Source organism: Streptomyces tateyamensis (genome assembly GCF_003205575.1).
Lineage (GTDB): Bacteria > Actinomycetota > Actinomycetes > Streptomycetales > Streptomycetaceae > Kitasatospora > Kitasatospora tateyamensis.
Map to the genome: position 1 here is coordinate 26,593 of NZ_PYBW01000109.1, position 18,020 is coordinate 44,612.

Genomic DNA, 18,020 nt, shown 5'->3' on the forward strand with positions numbered 1-18,020 from the left:
CGCAGACACCGGACGTGTCGTACGGGAGAATCCCGCCATGGCATCTCTCGTACGACACGTCACCATCGACTGCGCCGACGCCTATGCGCTCGGCTCCTTCTGGGCCGCCGCGCTGGACGCGCCACTGCACGAGGACGACCACCCCGGCGACCCCGAGGCGGTGCTCGAAACCCCGGGGGCCGCACTGCTGTTCGTCACCGTGCCCGACCCGAAGACCGTCAAGAACCGGGTCCACCTGGACCTCCAACCGCAGGACCGGACCCGCGACGAGGAGGTGGCACGCCTGCTGGCCCTGGGCGCCACCCTGGTGGCCGACCACCGCAACCCCGACGGCACCGGCTGGGCCACCCTCGCCGACCCCGAGGGCAACGAGTTCTGCGTCGAGCGCAGCCGCGCCGAGCGCGGCTGACGTACCGTCAACTTCCGTCGAGGTCCAGTGACCTGCTCTCCTCCAGGACGGCGTAGCCGGTCTTGGTGTACAGGTTCATCGCGATCTCGTTGCCGCCGAACACGTTGAACATCAGCGCCCCGTCACCGGCGGCCAGGCTCGCCCGCTCGCAGACCGCCATGGCGGCGCGGCCGAAGCCGCGGCCGCGGTGCTCGGGGTGGACCAGCAGCGAGTAGAGGTAGCTGACGCCGGGCAGGTAGCCGTGCTTCAGCCAGACCACGCCGAGCTCGGCACCCTCCGCCTCCAGGACCAGGATGCTGGTGTCCGGGGTCTCCAGGGCGTACGGCAGCAGTTGGGCGTACTCCTGCTCGGCCTGTCGCAGCGCCTCCGCCAGGGTCAGCGAGCCGGCGCGCACGATGTCCTCGGCGTACTCCCGCTGCTCGGTGGCGGCCCAGCCGGCGTACTCGGCCGCGGTCATCGGACGGACCGTCACCCCGGCGGGCGGCTCGGGCGCCTTGCCGAGCGCCTTGCAGCGCGTCTGCGAGCGCAGCGGGTAGTCGGCGAACACCGGGTCCGGCTCGACCAGCCGTACCGCCACCCGCCGCGCCTCGCGCGCCTCGCACCACTGCCGCGCCCAGGCCTCGGCAGCGGCCCGGTGCCGGTCGTGGGCCGGCTCGGTCCACAGGTCCACGATCCGCCCGACCACCCGGCCCTGCGGGTGGACCACCCCGACCACCAGCTGTCCGACCCGCTGACCGTCCGCCTCCGTGATCGCGACGGCCGTCCAGTCTCGCCCGTGCTCCACCAGCCGGTCGACGCACTCCTCGGCGGCGGGCCCCGGCAGCCCCGCCGCCTGGTAGGCGTCCACCTGGCGCTGCCTGAACGCCGGATACCAGTCGGCGAGTTCGGTCAGAGGTACGTATGAGATCATCCTGGCAGCATAGGCCTCCGCGGTTCGGCTGCGGAGCGGCGCAGGGGGTCAGAGCACCGACGCCAGCAGGGCGGCGGTGCGGGCCGGCAGGGCTCGCAGCGCCTCACTCCAGGGCGGCCGCCACCACGCGCTCCTCCACGCCGCGCAGCAGCGGTTCCACCTGCGCCGCCGGCACGCACCGGGTGTCCACCAGCAGCGTGGCGATCGGGCCGCCCGAGCCCTGGGCCAGGCCGAAGAAGAAGCGGCAGTCCTGGCGGGCCCAGCGCGAGCGCCAGCGGAACGCGCCCGGGGCGGTGGCGGCGAGCTCGCCGGCGAACGGGCGGGCCAGGTCCCGGTGGTCGTTGAAGAGCGCGTTCAGGTCGAGGACGGCGCCCCGCCGCTGCTCCTCCCCCGCCACCGCCGCCGCCAGCGCGGACGGGTCGTAGTGCCCGTGCCGCGAGGTCTGCAGCTGCGCCCGCCCCGCCGCCTGGGCGAGCTCCCCGAAGTCCGCCTGGTCCGCACCCGCCAGCACCACCAGCCCGTTCTGGGCGAACGCCCCCACCGCGCTGCGCTGCTCCTCGCTCACCCGGTTCCCCAGGATCACCTTCAACGGCACGGCCGCGCACCCGGTGCGCGCCCCGAGCTCCTGCCCCAGCGCGGCCAGCACCACCGCGCTCGCCGAGACCCCCAGCCGCCCGGCCGCCACCCGGCTCGCCGCGTCCAGCCGCTCGGCCGCCAGCTCGCCCTCCCACCAGCGCTCGGACTCGCCCGGGCCGACCTGCTCGGGCCACAGGCTGGCCGGGATCGCGGCCAGCTGACGGGTCCACAGGGCGATCGCCGCCGCACTGCGCGCCTGCGCCTGCGGGCCCGCCTCGTACGCGGCCTGCTCGCGCGGCTGGCGCCCGGCCACCGGCGGCGGCAGCTCCCCCGGGCGGCGCCGCTGCTGGGCGAGCAGGCGGCGCAGGTCGTCCAGCACCACCTGGGCCCCGGTGCCGTCCGCCGCGATGTGCGCCACCGTCAGCACTGCCGCCACCACCTCGCCCGCGGTGAGCAGTGCGCAGACCCGCACCGGCAGCCCGTCCCCGAGCAGCTCGAAGCGCTGCGCCTTCTCCTCGGCGGCCACCCGCTCCAGTGCCCCGGCCAGGTCCTGCTCCGCCGCCACCTCGACCAGCCGGACCGTCAGCCGGCCCGCCCCGTGCAGCCGCTGCGCCAGCAGGCCGTCAGGACCGAGCCGGTAGCTGGTGCGCAGCGACTCGTGCCGGGTCAGCAGCGCCCGCAGCGCCGCCACCAGGTCTGCGGGCGGGACCGGTCGCCGCAGCCGCAGCGGGAGCGCGATGTTGAAGTAGTGGTCGTCGGGGGCGTACCAGGCGATCGGCGCCCAGATCGTCCGCTGCCCCCAGGTGGCCGGCCCCTGCCACGCCGCCAGCCCCGCGAACCCGACGTCCAGCCCCTCGCGCGCCATCGGCGTGCCTCCGTCCCCTGTCGGCCCAGATGGTCCAGACCATTTCCTGGCACCGGATCCTAGGGCCGTGACGGCACCCGCCACCAGGAGATCGACGGACCGGTGTAATGATCCACCGCCCCCGCGCTCTCCCCCACCAGCAGCAACACCCACCCTCGCAGCAGAAGCAGAAGGAGCCCCCGTGGCCGTCATCCCGCTCGACCCCGCCTCGCCCGCCTCGCACGCGGTCGGCCTGGACTTCGACCAGACCCTGGTCGCCCACGACGACGGCTGGCAGGACGGCCGGATCTACGGCGAGCCGATCCCCGGTGCGATCGAGGCGGTGCACGCGCTGGTCAGCGTCCGGGCGGTGTTCGTGGTCACCGCGCGGCCGCGGCGGTTCCACTCGGCGGTCGCCGCGTGGCTCAGCCGGCACACGGGGCTGGCCACCCTGGTGGACGCCGACCCCGACCGCGCCTACTGGCTGGAGCGGCAGAAGCTGCTGGTGACCAACAAGAAGCTCGGCGCCGCCCTGTACGTGGACGACCGAGCACTGCGCTTCGAGGGCGACTGGACCACCACCCTGGCCCAGGCCAGGCACGCGATCGGGCTGGGGCGGCCGCACCACTGCTGACCGGGACAGCAGCCCCGGCCGCCGGCCCCGGCCACCGGATTCCTCCACCACCAATTCGGTCCGCACCGTTGACGGGATTGAAGTGGTCATGGCAGCTTCGATCGGTCCGGGTGCGCACACCAGGTAGCGCACCCGGCCATCCCCCACAAGGAGAGCCATGTTCAAGGGACTTGCCGCCGCGCTCGGCGCGGCGGCGGTGGTCGCGGGCACGTTGACGGTGGCAGCGGCGCCCGCCCAGGCGGCCCCGGCCCCCACCCGGGCAGCCGCCGCCCCCGCCCTCGCGGCTGCCGACCTGACCTCGACCATCGCGCTGGACGACTGCTCGGCCTCGCTGGTGCGCTTCCCCAGCTCGCAGAGCGGTGACCGGGCGATGATGCTCACCAACGGCCACTGCCTGCCCACCATGCCCAACTACGGCCAGGTGATCCAGAACACCGCGGCCAGCCGCAGCGGCACCCTGCTCAGCAGCAGCGGCGCCGCGCTCGGCACGGTCAACGCCGACAAGGTGCTGTACGCGACCATGACCGGCACCGACGTGACCCTCTACGAGCTGACCGACACCTTCGCCTCGATCACCAGCAAATACGGGGCGACCGCACTGACCGTCAGCAGCAGCCACCCGGTGGACGGGTCCTCGATGTACATACCGTCCGGCTACTGGAAGCAGGTGTGGAACTGCTCGATCAACGGCTTCGTACCCACCCTGCGCGAGGACCAGTGGACCTGGCACGACTCGCTGCGCTACAACACCGGCTGCAACACCACGCACGGCACCTCCGGCTCGCCGATCATCGACGCCACCAGCGGGCAGATCGTCGGCATCAACAACACCGGCAACGACAACGGCCAGATGTGCACCCTCAACAACCCCTGCGAGGTGGCGGCCGACGGCTCCACCAAGGAGTACCAGGGCCAGAGTTACGGTGAGGAGACCTACTGGTTCACCACCTGCCTGAACGCGAGCAGGGCCATCGACCTCACCGTCAGCGGCTGCCTGCTCACCAAGCCGGGCGGCGGCAGCAGCGTCACGGTCAGCAACCCCGGCGCCCAGAGCACGGTGGTCGGCACCGCCGTCAGCCTGCAGCTCGCCGCGACCGGCGGCACCGCGCCGATCCGCTGGACCGCGACCGGCCTGCCCGCCGGACTCACCGTCAGCTCCTCGGGCCTGATCTCCGGCACCCCGACGGCGACCGGTAGCTCCACCGTGACGGTCACCGCCACCGACGCCACCGGCGCGACCAACTCCGCCGGCTTCTCCTGGACCGTCAACCCCGCCGGTGGCGGCGGCTGCACCGCCGCCCAGCTGCTCGGCAACGCCGGCTTCGAGACCGGCACCGCCGCACCGTGGACCACCTCCACCGGCGTCATCGACAACAGCTCCTCCGAGGCCGCCCACAGCGGCTCCTGGAAGGCCTGGCTGGACGGCTACGGCTCCGCCCACACCGACACCCTCTCCCAGACCGTCACCATCCCGGCCGGCTGCCACGCCACCTTCAGCTTCTGGCTGCACATCGACACCGCCGAAACCGGTTCGACCGCCTACGACAAGCTGACCGTGGCCGCCAACACCACCACCCTGGCCACCTACTCCAACGTCAACGCCGCCACCGGCTACGTGCAGAAGTCCTTCGACCTCTCCGCCTACGCCGGCCAGAGCGTCACCCTGAAGTTCACCGGCACCGAGGACTCCTCGCTGCAGACCAGCTTCGTGATCGACGACACCTCGCTGCAGACCAGCTGACCCGGCTGACCGGCTGACCGGCTGACCGATGGGTGCCCGGGCCGCGGAAATCCGGCGGCCCGGCCGTGAGCGTCGCTGACGCTCCGTCAGCGCACTCGGCCCCGCTGCCCCCGCGCCGGTGCGCGGGGGCAGCGGGGGCAGCGGGGGGGACCACTCACCCCGCGGTCAGCGCCTCCCGGTCACCGGCCTGCCGCACGAGCGCGGTCCACCGGGCGAGCAGCAGGTCCAGCTCGGCCTGCTCGGCCGGCCCCGGGGAGGTGACCGCCAGCCGCGCGTACCGGCGCACCGTGAACTGCACAGCACCGAAGGCCGGGTTGGCCCAGCCGAGGAGCAACCAGCCCTCGGGCAGCGCGGGTTCCGCGTTCAGCACGAAGCCGTACCGGGCCCGGTCCGCCTCGGGGCAGCGGCGCAGCAACTCCTGCCAGGCGGCGAAGGCCCGTCCCGTGAAGCCGGCGTCGGCGCGGGGACCGGCGGCCTCGGCCGCGGGCGGTTCCACCCCCAGGGCCCGCTCCAGCTCCCCCGCCGCCGCGGCGGAGGCCGCAGCGGTGATCCGGGCCTGCGGGCCGTCCCACCCGTCCCGCACCCGCACCCCGAACCGGGGATCGCCCGCCGCCCCGGCCAGCCGCTCCCGCAGCTGGTCGACGGTCAGCAGCGGTGCCACCAGCTCCAGCACCGCTACCGTCGTCTCGTCAGTCCCGGTCATCCCGGTCAGCTCCCTCCGGCGGCCACCGCCGCAACCAGACCCGTCCCAGCCGGCCCCGGGTCACGAACGAGGCCATCAACCGCGCACCGGACGCGGCCGGCGCCGCCAGCAGCGCCGTGCTCGCCGCCCACGGCTCGCCCCCGGTGCGGGCGATCCCCAGCAGGGCGGCGCCGCCGTGGGCCGGGAAGGAGAGCGTCACGTCCCCCACCCCCTCGGCCAGCCCCCGCCCCGTCGCCTTGACGGCGGCCTCCAGCAGCGTCCAGGCCGAGAAGAAGAACTCCGGCCCGGCCAGCTCCGCCTGCGGGGGCAGCGCGGGGTAGACGGAGGCCAGCACCTGGGTGGCGGCGGGGATCAGCCGGACCCGTTCCAGGTCCACCCCCAGTGCCCCCTGCTCCGAGATGCCGAGCAGTAGCAGGTCCTCGGAGCGCGACCAGCTGACCTTGAGCTCCGGGTGGTCCGGCAGGTACGGCTTGCCGCCCCTGGTCCGGCCCAGCCGCACCGCGCCGGGGGCCTCGCCCAGGCGCGCGGCGAGCAGCGAGCGGACGGCCAGCCGGGAGCGCAGGAAGAGCCGGGCGTCCTCCCCGTTCAGGTAGCCGGCCGCCCGCCTGCGTTCCTCCTCGGTCAGGTCCAGGCGGTAGTGGGCCGGCGACAGCGCCTCGGCATCGGCCGCGAGGTCCGCGAGCCAGGCCTCGACCCCCGCCGTCGGCGCCCCGGCGCCCGGGCCCGTCACGTCGGGCGCAGGCTGAACACCTGCGTGCCGGATCGGGAGGGGTCGCCGGGCCGCAGGTGCAGTTCCCCGCGCTCGGGGAGCAGCACCACGGCGGCCACGGTCCGCTCGCGGCGGATGTCGCCCTCGTCGGGGACGCAGATCGGCGGCCTGGACAGCAGCGCGAAGTGGTCCTCCGCCGCGGCCGCCGGGCCGAGCTCGGCCAGCCCGGCCCTCACCTCCTTGAGCCGGCGCACCGAGGAGTTGCGGGCGAACACGTTGAGCTCGTCGTGGGCGGCGAACTCCGGGTCGAGGAAGTGGTTGGTGTGGGTGGTCTCGCACCGCTCGCGGTCCTCGTGCACCCGCACCGAGTCCCCGAGCACCTCCACCCAGACCGCCCGCTCCCGGTCGCAGAGCGTCAGCGAGCGGGAGCTGGCCAGCCGCATTCCGCGCAGCCGCGCCACCGCCTCGTCCACGCTCCCTGCCTCGTCCAGCAGTTGGCGGATCGCCAGGTACGGCGGCAGGCCGGGCCGCCAGTCGCCGCCGAGCACCAGGTTGAGCCCGATCGCCAGGCCGTCGCTGTTGATCCCCAGGTACCCGAGCAGTCCGGCGAAGGAGAGCACCAGCGACCGGCGCCCGCTACCCGCCACCGAGACGTCCAGCACGCTGATCGCGTCGTCCAGGTTGCCGTTCAGGTCCACCGTCTGCGCCAGCACCGGGTGTCCGGCGAAGCGGCCGCCGGCCCGGGCGTAGGTGGTGCAGTCCCCGGCGGTGGGCACCTTCTGGTACCCCATGATCTCCCGCCGCAGTTGCAGCAGCCAGGCCTGTTCCCCGGTCAGCCCGGCGCCGGCGGCCAGCCCCTCGACCTCGGCGGCCAGCGCCGGGGCGGCGGCCGCGACCGCCGCCCGGTAGGCGTCGATCCGCGGCCGCAGCCCGGCCGGCGTCAGCGGGGCGGCGGTCAGGTGGTTGAGCCGGGCCAGTCCGTCGTCCAGGAAGGCGTGCAGGCTCGCGGCCAGCGCCGTCCCGTGCTGCCGCCCGACCTCGAACGGGTCACCGGCCAGCCGCAGGGCCGCACTCATGCCGACCCCTGGCGGACCACCCGCGGTGCGCGGGCCAACTGGCCCTTCACGTCCGGCCACTCCTCGCGCAGCACGCTGTAGAAGACGGCGTTGCGGCGGCGCCCGTCCGGCATCGGGTTGAAGCTGCGCAGCGTGCCCTCCTCGCGGGCGCCGATCTTGCGCAGTCCGGCCCGGGCCTGCTGGTTCAGCTCGTCGGTCTTGAACTCGACCCGCAGCGCGCCCAGCCGCTCGAAGGCGTGCTGCAGCAGCAGGTACTTGGCCCAGCGGTTGACGCCCCGGCCCTGGAAGTCCAGGCCCAGCCAGGACCAGCCGATCTCCAGCCGGCCGTCCGCCTCGGCCAGGTTGCCGAAGCTCATCGAGCCGGCGGTCCGGCCGGTCCGCTTGTCGATGATGACGAACACCGCCCGGCGGCCGGCCTGGTGGTCGGCCAGCGTCGCCTCGAAGAAGGCCTCGTAGTCGGCCGGCGTCTCGATCCGGGTGACGAAGTAGCGCCAGATCTCGGGGGCCAGCGCGACCTCGCGCAGTCCGTCCCGGTCGGCGGCGGTCAGCGGGTGCAGGCGCACGTGCTCGTTCTCCAGCACCACGGGTGCCTCGACGGCCCAGGTTCCCATCGTCACACCGCCCGGATGCCGGTGGGGGCGACGGCCTCGACGACCTCGCGCAGCGTGGTCATCCGGGCCAGGTCGTGCTCGGTGAACCGGGACAGCTCGGTGCCGGTCTCGTCGCACAGCGAGGTCAGGAAGAGCACCTTGTTGAGCGAGGTCAGTCCGTAGCGGCCGGCCAGGTCGGCGTCGGGGTCGATCTCCTCGGGTTCGACGGGGCTGGTCAGCACCAGCACCAGGTTCTCCCGGGCGGCGGTCTCGGTCTCAGTGTGCATGGATACCCTCCTGCGGGTTGGCGAGCTCGGTGGCGTAGGCGGCGCGGATCTGCGGGCGCCGGGGCTTGAACTGGGAGGTGAGCAGGCCGTTCTCGACGGTGAACGGCTCGGTGGCGACGATCGCGCGCGAGATCCGCTCGTCCTTGCCGAGCGCCGCGTTGGCGGCGTTCAGCGCGGCCGCGATCGCGCGCTCGTCGGGCGGCTGGGCGGCGGCGCAGACGACGGCGACCAGGTCGGTCTGCTGCGGGCAGAAGAGCACGGCCTCGGTGATCGCCCCGCCCGCGCGCAACTGCTCCTCGATCGGGCGGACCACCACCTTCTTGCCGTTCTCCAGCACGATCACGTCGTCGGCCCGGCCCAGGATGTAGAGGTAGCCGTCCTCGTCCACCAGGCCCAGGTCGCCGGTGCGCACCAGGCCGCCGGGCCGGAAGACCTTCTCGCTGTCGCCGGGGGCGGCGTACTCGTAGTGGTCGTTGACGGGGTGGTCGCTGCGCACGCTGATCACGCCGTCGGCGTCCAGCAGCACCTCCTTGCCGACCACCACCCGCCCGACGCTGCCCTCGCGGGAGGCGCCGGGGTGGTTCTTGGCCACGATGCAGGTCTCGTTGAGGCCGTAGCCCTCGTAGATGGGCAGGCCGGCCTCGGTGAAGAAGCGCAGCATGGCGGGGGCGGCGGGCGCCGAGCCGGTCCACAGGTAGCGGATCCGGTCGCCGAACAGCTGCCTGGCCAGCTCGGCGGCCGGCTTGCCGGAGCGGGCGGCCCGGCTCTCCAGCTGGCGGCGGGCGGTCTCGTAGTAGGCGGGCACGCCCATCACCACGGTGGGCCGGGCCCGGCGCATGGTGGCGAAGGCCGCCTCGTAGGTGGAGATTGTCACGTCGTGGCCGTGCCGCAGTGCGGAGTAGACCCAGTACCGCTGCTGCAGCAGCGACAGCGGCAGGAAGACGAAAAGGTCGTCCCCGGGCCGGTGGTGGAACATGTCCTGGACCGCGCGCAGCGAGCTGTCGATCGAACCGGCGGTCGCACCCAGCCCCTTGGGCTCGCCGGTGCTGCCGGAGGTGAACTTGACGGTGGTCACCTGCCAGGCCGCCCAGCTGACCGGTTCGGGAGCCGAGTCGGCCTTCTCCACCAGCCGGTCCACCTCGGTCAGCGGCAGCGCCTCGGCGGCCTCGGACGGCCGGTCGGTGAAGAGCAGCCGCAGTCCGTAACGGGTGATCAGCTGCTGGTCGGGGTCGAACTTGCCGGGTTCGAAGCCGGCCGTCTGGGCGCCCAGCCACAGGGCCGCCAGGTCGAGCAGCACCCACTGCGGGCTGTTGGCCGCCAGGATCCCGATCCGGTCTCCCGGGCCGATCCCGAGCTCGGCCAGGGACGCGGCCAACCTGCCTGCCCTGGCGTGCAGTTCGGCGAGCGAGAAGGTCTCGGTGCCGTCCAGCCGGGCGAACGAGATCCGCCCGCCCACCGGCGCCTCGGCCGTGATCCGGTTGACGATCACCGCTGGGCCTCCTTCGCCGCCAGCGTCGCGTCCACGTGTGCCGCCATCAGCCGCACCGTCTCCAGCGCGGCCAGCCGGCCCAGCGGGATGCCCACCCCGAAGCGCTTGCGCACCGCGGTGAGGATCCGGGCGGCGCTGATCGAGTCGCCGCCCAGCGCGTACAGGTTGTCGTGCGGGCCGACGGCGCTGCGGTGCAGGATCTGCGCCCAGATGCCGGTCAGCTCGGTCTCGGTGGGGCCCGCCGGGGTGTCGTCCGCCTCGGGGGCGGCGGCGGTGGCGGCGGGCTCCGGCTCGGCGGCGGGGGCCCGGCGGATCAGCTCGCCGCGGTCCACCTTGCCGTTGCGGGTCAGCGGCAGCTCGTCGTGCCAGACCACCGCGGCCGGGACCATGTACTCGGGCAGCGCCTCCCGCAGCTCCTGACGGATCACCAGGACGTCCGGCCGGTCCGCCCCGGCCGGGACCAGGTGGGCCACCAGCCGGTCGCCCTGGCTGCCCTCCTGACGGACCACCACGGCCTGGCGGACCGCCGCCAGGCCGGCCAGCCGGGTTTCCACCTCGCCGGCCTCGATCCGGTAGCCGTTGACCTTGATCTGGAAGTCGCTGCGGCCCAGGATCTGGATCTCGCCGCTGGGCAGGTAGCGGCCCAGGTCGCCGGTGCGGTAGAGCCGCTCGCCGAGCCGCTCGTCCTGCTGGAACTTCTCGGCGGTGCGCTCCTCGTTGCGCCAGTAGCCCTTGGCCAGGCCGGTGCCGGCGCCGCAGATCTCGCCGGTCACCCAGTCGGGGGCGTCCTGACCGTCCTCGTCCAGCACGTAGGCGCGGTTGTTGGCGTTGGGGCGGCCGTACGGGATGGACTCGGAGCCGTCCTCCCACTCCTCGACGGGGTGCAGGATGTTCCAGACCGTGGTCTCGGTCGGCCCGCCGAGCGAGACCACCTCCAGCCCCGGGACCAGCCGGCGCAGCGCGGCCGGCAGCGCCGGGGGCAGCCGGTCGCCGCTCATCATCACCAGCCGCAGGGCCGGCGGCGCGCACTGCTCGGCGAGCGCCTGGTCGTGCAGCAGGCCGACGATGGCCGGCACCGAGTTCCACACCGTCACCCGGCCCAGCTCGCACATCCGCAGCCAGTGCCCCGGGTCGACGGCCCGGTCGGCGTCCGGCAGCACCAGGGCGGCGCCCGCGGTCAGCGCGCCGAACACGTCCCAGACCGAGAGGTCGAAGTTGAACGCGCTGATCGCGAAGAACCGGTCGGCCTCGGTGATGCCGAAGCGGGTGTAGCAGTCGGCGACCACGTTGGCCACGTTGCGGTGGGTCACCATGACGCCCTTGGGGGCGCCGGTGGTGCCGGAGGTGTAGAGCACGTAGGCCAGGTCGTCCGGGGTGGCCCCGGCCGGCGGGGCCAGCTCGGCGGGCTCGCCGGCCGGGGCCGGGGCGGCGGCGTCCAGCAGGAGCACCGCGCGGCCGTCCTGGTCCGGGTCCGCCACGTTGGCCAGCACGCACCGCACCTGACCGTCCGCCAGCATGTACCGGCGCCGCTCGGCGGGCAGCGCCGCGTCCACCGGCAGGTAGGCGGCGCCGGCCAGCACGGTGGCCAGGATGCCGATGACCTGCTCGGGGCCGCGCCGCATCACCAGGCCGACCAGCTCGTTGCGGCCGACCCCCTGCGCACGCAGCCAGCCCGCCGCGTGCGCCGCCCGCCGGTACAGCTCGCCGTAGGTCAGGGTGAGCTGACTGGTGATCAGGGCCGGGTTGTCCGGGCAGCTGCGGGCCCGGGCCGTGAAGGCCTCCTGCAGCAGCAGCTCGGGCAGTTCGACCGCCGTGTCGTTGGCCTCCCGGCGCCGGCGCACCTGCTCGCCGGGCAGCAGGTCGAAGCTGGTGCGCGACCAGGCCGCCTCCTCGGCCAGCTGCTCCAGCATGGTCTGGTAGCCGCGGGCCAGCGCGTCCAGCAGGCCGTCCGGGAAGAGCTCGTCCAGTCCGTCCAGCTGGACCACCAGGCCCTGGCGCTGCTCCATCGCGAAGGCGTTGAGCCAGATCTGCGGGGTCTGGCTGACACTGAACACCTCGGGGCCGAACAGCTCGAAGGTCGAGCCGTCCACCTCCTCGGTGTAGCCGATCGCGCTGTTGAAGGTGTACGGCATCCGCGCCTCGGCGCTGCCGCGCCGCCGGCCGAGCTCGCGCAGCACCTCGATGCCGGACTGGTGGCGGTGGTCCAGGTCGGTGCGCAGCTGCCGCTGCAGCGCCCGGGCGCGGTCCGCGAACGGCCGGCTGCGGTCGACCTCGATCTCCACCAGCAGGGTGTCGGAGAACTGCCCGACCGCCTCGGCGATCCGGTGGTGCACCGGCGGCCGGTTGGCCACCGTGGTGGTCACGGTGAACCGCCGGCCGGCGCCCCAGCGGGAGAGCACCTCGCCGTAGGCCGCCAGCAGCGCGCCGGACGGGGTCAGGCCCGCCGCGGCGGCCCGGCGCTTGACGGCGGCCCACAGCTCGGCGTCCAGCCGGACCTGGCGCTGGACGAACCTCGGCCGCTCGATCGCGGCCGGGCTCGCCGCCAGCGGCAGGTCGGGGTGGGCCGCCAGCTGGTCCAGCCGGCCGGCCCAGTAGGTGCGCGAGCGGGCGGCGGGCGCCTTGTTGCCGGCCGCGGCCAGCGCCGCGACGTAGTCCTCCAGGGCCAGTTCGGCGGTGTCGGTGGCCAACTCGCCCTGGTAGGCGCGCCACCAGTCGCGGAAGAACAGGAAGGAGCTGATCCCGTCCATCACCAGGCCGTCGTGGCTGACGTGCAGCACCATGGCCCGGTCCGCGAGTTGGGTCACCTCCACGGCCAGCAGCGGCGCCCGGTCGGCGGGCAGCACCCGGTGCGAGCGCTCCTCGCGCAGCGCGGCGCGGATGCGCAGCTGCTCCTCGGCAGGCTGCCCGCGCAGGTCCAGCCGCTCGATCAGGACCGGGGCGACCGAGGCCTCGACGAGCTGGCGGCCGTCCTCGGTGAACCGGGTGCGCAGCGCGTCGTGCTTGCGGACCACCGCGTTGAGCGCGGTCTCCAGTCGGGCGAGGTCCCAGTGGCCCTCGATCTCGTGGTAGACGTGGCTGGCGGTGGAGATCTCGAAGACACCGCCGCGGCCGAGCAGGTAGGCGTGCTGCAGCGGGGTGAGCGGGAAGCTGCCGCTCTCGTGCGGGGTGGCGGCGCTCAGGTGGCTGATCAGCTCGGACTTCAACCGCTTGATCCGGCCGACCAGTTCGGGGTCCATCCGGTCGCGCAAGCCCTGCAGGCGCAGGTCGCCGCCGGTGACGGACAGGGCCAGGCCCCGCTCCTCGATGTCCTGGACCAGCTCCAGGATCTCGGCGCTCATGCCGCCGCCTCCGCCGTCGCCGCGCCGCCGGCCCGCTCGCCGAGCAGTTCGGCCAGCGCCCTCAGGTCGTGCTCGCCGAGCAGCTCGTCCACCAGCACGTCCACGTCCAGGGCGGTGAGCAGCTGGTACTGCAGCTGGACCGCCTGCAGCGAGCTGATGCCCAGGTCGATCAGGGTGGCGTCCGGCGCCGGAGGCTGCGTCAGCTGCAGGGCCTCGGTGACCAGTTCGGTGAGCAGCCCCAGCTGGGCCGGCTCGGCGGCGACGGGCAGGGACTGCGCGGTGGTCGCGGCCGGCGCGGCGAAGAACGTGGCGTCGGCCAGCGTCACCTCGGTACCCGGGGCGAGCAGTTCGACGCTCTGCGGCCACCGCTGCGGCTCGGCCAGCCCCAGCGCGGCGGCCAGCCGGCCGGCGAACCGCGGCATCACGGGAGCGGCCACCTGGGCCAGCAGCTTGGCGGCGGCCAGCTCCAGCGCGACGGCGGTGCGGGTCTCGGCCTGCCAGCGGTCGGCGTCGGCGGTCAGGCCCTCCTGCTCGGCGAACCGCACGGTGTCGCGCACCAGGCCGTCCAGCTCGGCGGCGGCCTGGTTGAGCGAGAACCCGGCCTGGCCGAGCGCGCCGGTCACCGCCCTCAGCCGGGCGTCGAGCCGGGCCAGGAAGGCGGTCTGCTCGGGGGTCCAGTTGCCGGCGTCCGGCGCCTTGCCGTCGTACGCCTTGCGGACCCGGGCGCCCAGGTCGTTGAGCCAGCGCTGCCAGGTGCCGGTCAGCGTCTCCTCGACCACCCGCTGGTACTCCTCGCGGCGGAAGTTGGTCCGCCGGCCCTCCGGGCGGGTCAGGCTGAGGAAGAACCGCACCGCGTCCACCGTGTCGGGGGTGAGGATCTCCTTGCCCCAGATCGCGTGCCGCCGGCTGGTGGAGAACTTGGCGCCCTCCAGCAGGTAGAACTCGTTGACGTGGTAGTCGATGTCGGGCGTCCAGTCGGGGAACGCCAGGCGGTACAGCGCCGGGTAGAGCACGCCGTGGTAGAAGCTGTTGTCGTAGCCGAAGAAGTGGACGATCTTCCAGTCCTGGGTGGGCGCGGCGGCCTGCCAGTCCTGGTCCAGTCGGCGGCCGAGCGCCTGGATGCCGTGCAGGAAGCCGTAGGACATCTCGGGCCAGACCCAGATCACCTGGTCGGCGCCGGCCGGCTCGGCGGGGCGCACACCCCAGTCGGCCAGGTGGCTGACCGGGATGTCGAGTTCGGGGCGGACGAACAGCCGGCGGGCCAGGTCGCGCAGCCGCACCGGGACCCGGCCCAGGCGGTGGTGCGCGGCGATCTCGGCCTCGAACTCGTGCAGCGGCAGCGAGTAGCGGGTGGCCTCCCCCAGCTGCGGGGCGGCCGTGGAGCGGGCCGAGCGCGGCTCGGCCAGGTCGACCACCAGATTGGGCTCGCCGCACTCCTCGCAGATGTTGCCGCTGGTGCCGTTGCCGCAGGTCGGGCAGGTGCCCTTGACGTCCACCTCGTACAGGTAGCCGCCGCTCTCGCCGTCGAACAGGGCCGGCGCCGCCTTCGGGGCGACCCGGCCGGAGTCGACCAGCCGGGTGAAGAACTCCCGCAGCCCGTCCGGGTACTCCTGGTCCGCGTTGGTCACCGTGTACTGGTCCAGCGGGATGTCCATCAGTTCCAGGGTGGCCGCGATCTCCGCGCTGAAGTGCGCGGCGGTCTCGGCCGGGGTGCGGCCGTCGCGCTCGGCGGCGCCGACCACGTAGCTCTGGAAGTCGTCGCTACCGGTCAGGTGCCAGGCCCGGGTGCCGTTCATCCGCTGGAACCGAACGAAGGCGTCGGCGCCCAGGTACGGCCCGGACAGGTGGCCCAGGTGCAGGTCGCCGTTGGGGGTGGGCGGGGTGGAGAAGACGAAGACCGGACGGTCCCCGAAGCCGGTGCGGCCGGGGGCGGTGGCCGCCTGCACCGCGCGCTGGGCGTCGCGCCAGTACTGGGTGACGAACAGGAGGTCCTCGGTGCCGGTGTTGCGCAGCACGTGGGTCTCGAAGGGCTCGAAGAGCGCGACCGTGCCGGGCACCGCCGGGTGGGTTTCCTCGCCCACCTGGAACTCGCCCCGGCCGGCCACGATCACGAAGAACTCGGTCTCGTCGTGCCGGTGCAGTTCGGAGCTGACCCCCGGGGCCACCCGGCCCCAGCCGGCGCCCGAACCCTGACTGCCCTCGATGCCCTCGATGCTGCTCATGTCGATACCGAAGGCTTCGTGCAGCACGCTCTCGTCGTAGCTGCTCAGTATCATGCGTGACTCCTGGTCGGACTGCCCGCGGCAGTCGGGAACGGAATGTCGATCAGATCGGCGGCCTGGGCCGCGATGGCGGGGGCCAGCCGGTAGCCGGAGCCGTTGGCGGCTCCGGCGAAGACCACCCGGGGATCGGCCGGCAGCGGGCGCACGATCGGCTCGCCGGTGCCGCTGTAGGCGTCGCAGAAGACCCGGCCGGAGCCGCAGTGCGCCGCGTACTCGGGAGCCAGGGTGCGCAGCACCGCGAGCGCGTCGCCGAGGTCCTGGTCGGACAGGCCCTCGCCGCCCAGCGCGTCGGGGTCGACGCCCCACTCCTGGCAGGTGTAGCTGAACAGCCAGTGCCCGCGGTCGTGCAGCGGCAGCAGGAAGGCGTCCTCGGCCTGGAAGACGATCACCCGGTCGGTGGGCCCGGGGACCAGGTCGACGTGCAGCGCGACCACCTTCTTCACCCGCACCTCCAGCGGGGCGAGCAGCTCCCGCCAGGCGGGGGCGGCGATCCACGGGCCGGGCGCCAGCACCAGCTGACCGGTCGTCAGCTCGCCTCCGCTGCTCAGGCCCAGGGTGATCCGGTCGGCGCCGAGGTCGATCGCGTCGACCCCGGTGCCCTCGTGCACCACGGCCGCGCCCCGCAGTTCGGTGAAGAGCCGGCCGGTCAGGCCCGCCACGTCCGCGTACTGGCCGCCCTCGACCTGCCAGACGCCCGGCGTGGCCTTGGTCGGCCGGGCGCTGGCCAGGTAGCTCTGGCGCACCGCCTGCTCCGCACCGACCACGTCCATGCCGACCTGGTGGATCGGCAGTTCGGGGCGCCCGCTGGTGAGTTCGGCGTAGTACTGCTGGCTGTAGGCGGCCATGCCGCGCACCCGGCCGGTCGCGCCGCGCGGGAAGTGCAGGCCGGCCGAGCGGCGGGAGGCACCGGAGCCGACCGAGTCGCGGTCCAGCACCGCCACCCGGCGCCCGGGGCGCCGGGCCAACAGCTCACGTGCGGTCAGGCAGCCGATGATGCCGCCGCCGACGACCGCGATGTCCACCTCGGTCATCGGGTCACGCTCCCCAGCCGGCGTCCGCGCCGACCTTGGCCGACCAGTCGATGAAGGACTCCAGCGGCTCGTTGCCGCGCACCCCGCGGATCCGGTCGACGATCTTGCGGCTGCGCCAGGCGTTCAGGCTCAGGTTCGGGTCGGCCAGGCCGCGCTGCTGCTTGGCCGCGTTCTGCACGAAGATGCTCCGGTCCCGCGGGCCGTCCCAGCAGACGGCGTAGTCCTGGTCGATCCGCAGCTCCTCGCCCTCGCGCTCCAGCCGGTCGGTGATCGGGGCCAGGAAGTCGGTGGAGGCCGGCCGGAAGCCGGTCGCCCAGACGATCACGTCCGCTTCGAACCGCTCGGTGCCCTGGCGCTGGTCGTTGTGGCGCACCTCGACGGTCCAGCCGCCGCCGACGGCGGCGCGCACCGACTCCACGTTGCGGTTGGGGGCCAGCGCCACCAGGTCCTCGGCGCCCTCGATGAACCGGTGCACGTAGATCCGCTGGTAGATCTCGCGCAGGGTGCTCTCGGAGACCCCGTCGCTGGTCAGGATGTGGTCCGCGTTGAAGCGCTCCCGGGCCGCGGGGGCCAGCCGGTAGAAGTACTCGGCGTGGCCCGGCATGTAGAAGTCGTTGGTGAAGGGCGAGTCGTCGATCGGGAAGTAGTTGCGCCGGCGGGAGATCCAGGAGACCCGGCGCGGCAGTTCGCTGCCCGGGCGGGAGATCAGGTCGAGGAAGGCCTCGGCCCCGGACTGGCCGCCGCCGATCACCGCGACCCGCTTGCCCGCCAGGTCCTTGGCCCGGTCCATGAACTCGCCGACGTGGAACTGGCTCGGACCGGTCAGGCCGTGCGCCTGCGGCGGCACCCAGGGGCGGTTGCCGACGCCGAGCACCAGGTTGTCCGCGCTCACCCGGCGCCGGTCGGTGTCGACCACGAAGCGTTCGCCGTCGAAGTCGACCGCGCGCACCTCCTCGCCGAACCGCACGTTCGGGTTGCGGCGGCTGGCCCAGTCCAGGTAGTTGCGGAACTCCTGGCGCGGCACGTCGGCGAACTGGGCGTTCAGGAAGTGGTAGATCCGGCCGTGCTCGTGCAGGTAGGCCAGGAAGGAGTACGGGTTGGTCGGGTCGGTGAGGCTGACCAGGTCCTTGAAGAGCGAGACCTGCAGGGTCGAGCCGGGCATCTGCTGGCCGTCGTGCCAGCCGAACTTCTCCTTGCGGTCGAGGAAGAGGTTGCTGACCTCGGGGGTGCTGTGCAGCAGCGAAGCGAGGCTGAGGTTGGCGGGGCCGGCACCGACACCCAGGCAGGTGTAGTGGGCCTCGACGGACTGGGCATGGGACATGTTGCGGGCCTCTCTGGTGTTCGGGATGGCGAAGGTGGAGAAGCGGGCGCAGCGCTCTGCCCGCGGGGCGGGCGCGTCCG

14 protein-coding genes and 2 pseudogenes are annotated in these 18,020 nt (G+C 73.7%); 4 read left to right on the forward strand and 12 right to left on the reverse strand.

Annotation, left to right across the window (positions count from 1 at the left end; all coding sequences use genetic code 11):
- Positions 1-37: 37 nt before the first annotated feature.
- Positions 38-409 carry a VOC family protein gene (locus tag C7C46_RS35295; RefSeq protein ID WP_181442534.1) on the forward strand — a complete coding sequence of 124 codons (372 nt, stop codon included), beginning with the start codon at positions 38-40 and terminating at the stop codon, positions 407-409.
- Between the two features lie 7 nt (positions 410-416).
- Here the strand turns inward: C7C46_RS35295 and C7C46_RS26395 are convergent, their stop codons facing one another.
- Positions 417-1,319, reverse strand: coding sequence for a GNAT family N-acetyltransferase (locus tag C7C46_RS26395; RefSeq protein ID WP_110672431.1), 903 nt, complete (start codon positions 1,317-1,319; stop codon positions 417-419).
- Between the two features lie 103 nt (positions 1,320-1,422).
- Positions 1,423-2,760: a condensation domain-containing protein gene (locus C7C46_RS26400; RefSeq protein WP_110672432.1), complete on the reverse strand. Its 1,338-nt coding sequence runs from the start codon at positions 2,758-2,760 to the stop codon at positions 1,423-1,425.
- A 181-nt stretch (positions 2,761-2,941) separates the two neighbouring features.
- On the opposite strand from C7C46_RS26400, the gene C7C46_RS26405 reads away from it, so the two are divergent.
- The 3 genes and pseudogenes from C7C46_RS26405 to C7C46_RS37430 form a co-directional block, all read left to right on the forward strand.
- Positions 2,942-3,373: an HAD family hydrolase gene (locus C7C46_RS26405; RefSeq protein ID WP_110672433.1), complete on the forward strand. Its 432-nt coding sequence runs from the start codon at positions 2,942-2,944 to the stop codon at positions 3,371-3,373.
- A gap of 373 nt (positions 3,374-3,746) precedes the next feature.
- Positions 3,747-4,184: pseudogene (locus C7C46_RS37425) on the forward strand (trypsin-like peptidase domain-containing protein); the annotation flags it as partial.
- Between the two features lie 204 nt (positions 4,185-4,388).
- Positions 4,389-5,114 (forward strand): annotated as a pseudogene (locus C7C46_RS37430) (putative Ig domain-containing protein); the annotation flags it as partial.
- A gap of 154 nt (positions 5,115-5,268) precedes the next feature.
- On the opposite strand, the gene C7C46_RS26415 reads toward C7C46_RS37430, so the two are convergent.
- The 10 genes from C7C46_RS26415 to C7C46_RS26460 are packed head-to-tail and all read right to left on the reverse strand — an operon-like array spanning position 5,269 to position 17,940.
- Positions 5,269-5,817 (reverse strand): hypothetical protein, encoded by a 549-nt coding sequence (locus tag C7C46_RS26415; protein WP_110672435.1) that lies wholly within the window; start codon positions 5,815-5,817, stop codon positions 5,269-5,271.
- Positions 5,804-6,547, reverse strand: coding sequence for a 4'-phosphopantetheinyl transferase family protein (locus C7C46_RS26420; protein ID WP_110672436.1), 744 nt, complete (start codon positions 6,545-6,547; stop codon positions 5,804-5,806). The genes C7C46_RS26415 and C7C46_RS26420 overlap by 14 nt, the downstream gene beginning before the upstream one ends.
- Entirely contained in the window at positions 6,544-7,602 is a 1,059-nt protein-coding gene (locus C7C46_RS26425; RefSeq protein ID WP_110672437.1) for a C45 family autoproteolytic acyltransferase/hydrolase, read from the reverse strand. Before C7C46_RS26425 ends, C7C46_RS26420 begins: the two co-directional genes overlap by 4 nt.
- Positions 7,599-8,213 carry a GNAT family N-acetyltransferase gene (locus C7C46_RS26430; RefSeq protein ID WP_110672438.1) on the reverse strand — a complete coding sequence of 205 codons (615 nt, stop codon included), beginning with the start codon at positions 8,211-8,213 and terminating at the stop codon, positions 7,599-7,601. The genes C7C46_RS26425 and C7C46_RS26430 overlap by 4 nt, the downstream gene beginning before the upstream one ends.
- A 2-nt stretch (positions 8,214-8,215) precedes the next feature.
- Complete coding sequence (locus tag C7C46_RS26435) at positions 8,216-8,479, reverse strand: acyl carrier protein (protein ID WP_110672439.1); 264 nt, start codon at positions 8,477-8,479, stop codon at positions 8,216-8,218.
- Entirely contained in the window at positions 8,469-9,968 is a 1,500-nt protein-coding gene (locus tag C7C46_RS26440) for an AMP-binding protein (RefSeq protein ID WP_245984958.1), read from the reverse strand. Before C7C46_RS26440 ends, C7C46_RS26435 begins: the two co-directional genes overlap by 11 nt.
- Positions 9,965-13,306 (reverse strand): non-ribosomal peptide synthetase, encoded by a 3,342-nt coding sequence (locus tag C7C46_RS26445; RefSeq protein WP_110672440.1) that lies wholly within the window; start codon positions 13,304-13,306, stop codon positions 9,965-9,967. The genes C7C46_RS26440 and C7C46_RS26445 overlap by 4 nt, the downstream gene beginning before the upstream one ends.
- Positions 13,303-15,582: a class I tRNA ligase family protein gene (locus tag C7C46_RS26450; RefSeq protein ID WP_110672441.1), complete on the reverse strand. Its 2,280-nt coding sequence runs from the start codon at positions 15,580-15,582 to the stop codon at positions 13,303-13,305. Before C7C46_RS26450 ends, C7C46_RS26445 begins: the two co-directional genes overlap by 4 nt.
- Positions 15,579-16,619, reverse strand: coding sequence for an NAD(P)/FAD-dependent oxidoreductase (locus tag C7C46_RS26455; RefSeq protein ID WP_110672442.1), 1,041 nt, complete (start codon positions 16,617-16,619; stop codon positions 15,579-15,581). Before C7C46_RS26455 ends, C7C46_RS26450 begins: the two co-directional genes overlap by 4 nt.
- A gap of 4 nt (positions 16,620-16,623) precedes the next feature.
- Positions 16,624-17,940: a lysine N(6)-hydroxylase/L-ornithine N(5)-oxygenase family protein gene (locus C7C46_RS26460; protein WP_110672443.1), complete on the reverse strand. Its 1,317-nt coding sequence runs from the start codon at positions 17,938-17,940 to the stop codon at positions 16,624-16,626.
- Between the last annotated feature and the right edge of the window lie 80 nt (positions 17,941-18,020).

Coding starts and splice junctions, on each gene's coding strand:
- C7C46_RS35295 (WP_181442534.1), top strand. CDS start 38: ATGGCATCTCTCGTACGACACGTCACCATCGACTGCGCCGACGCCTAT.
- C7C46_RS26395 (WP_110672431.1), bottom strand. CDS start 1,319: ATGATCTCATACGTACCTCTGACCGAACTCGCCGACTGGTATCCGGCG.
- C7C46_RS26400 (WP_110672432.1), bottom strand. CDS start 2,760: ATGGCGCGCGAGGGGCTGGACGTCGGGTTCGCGGGGCTGGCGGCGTGG.
- C7C46_RS26415 (WP_110672435.1), bottom strand. CDS start 5,817: ATGACCGGGACTGACGAGACGACGGTAGCGGTGCTGGAGCTGGTGGCA.
- C7C46_RS26425 (WP_110672437.1), bottom strand. CDS start 7,602: ATGAGTGCGGCCCTGCGGCTGGCCGGTGACCCGTTCGAGGTCGGGCGG.
- C7C46_RS26430 (WP_110672438.1), bottom strand. CDS start 8,213: ATGGGAACCTGGGCCGTCGAGGCACCCGTGGTGCTGGAGAACGAGCAC.
- C7C46_RS26435 (WP_110672439.1), bottom strand. CDS start 8,479: ATGCACACTGAGACCGAGACCGCCGCCCGGGAGAACCTGGTGCTGGTG.
- C7C46_RS26445 (WP_110672440.1), bottom strand. CDS start 13,306: ATGAGCGCCGAGATCCTGGAGCTGGTCCAGGACATCGAGGAGCGGGGC.
- C7C46_RS26450 (WP_110672441.1), bottom strand. CDS start 15,582: ATGATACTGAGCAGCTACGACGAGAGCGTGCTGCACGAAGCCTTCGGT.
- C7C46_RS26455 (WP_110672442.1), bottom strand. CDS start 16,619: ATGACCGAGGTGGACATCGCGGTCGTCGGCGGCGGCATCATCGGCTGC.
- C7C46_RS26460 (WP_110672443.1), bottom strand. CDS start 17,940: ATGTCCCATGCCCAGTCCGTCGAGGCCCACTACACCTGCCTGGGTGTC.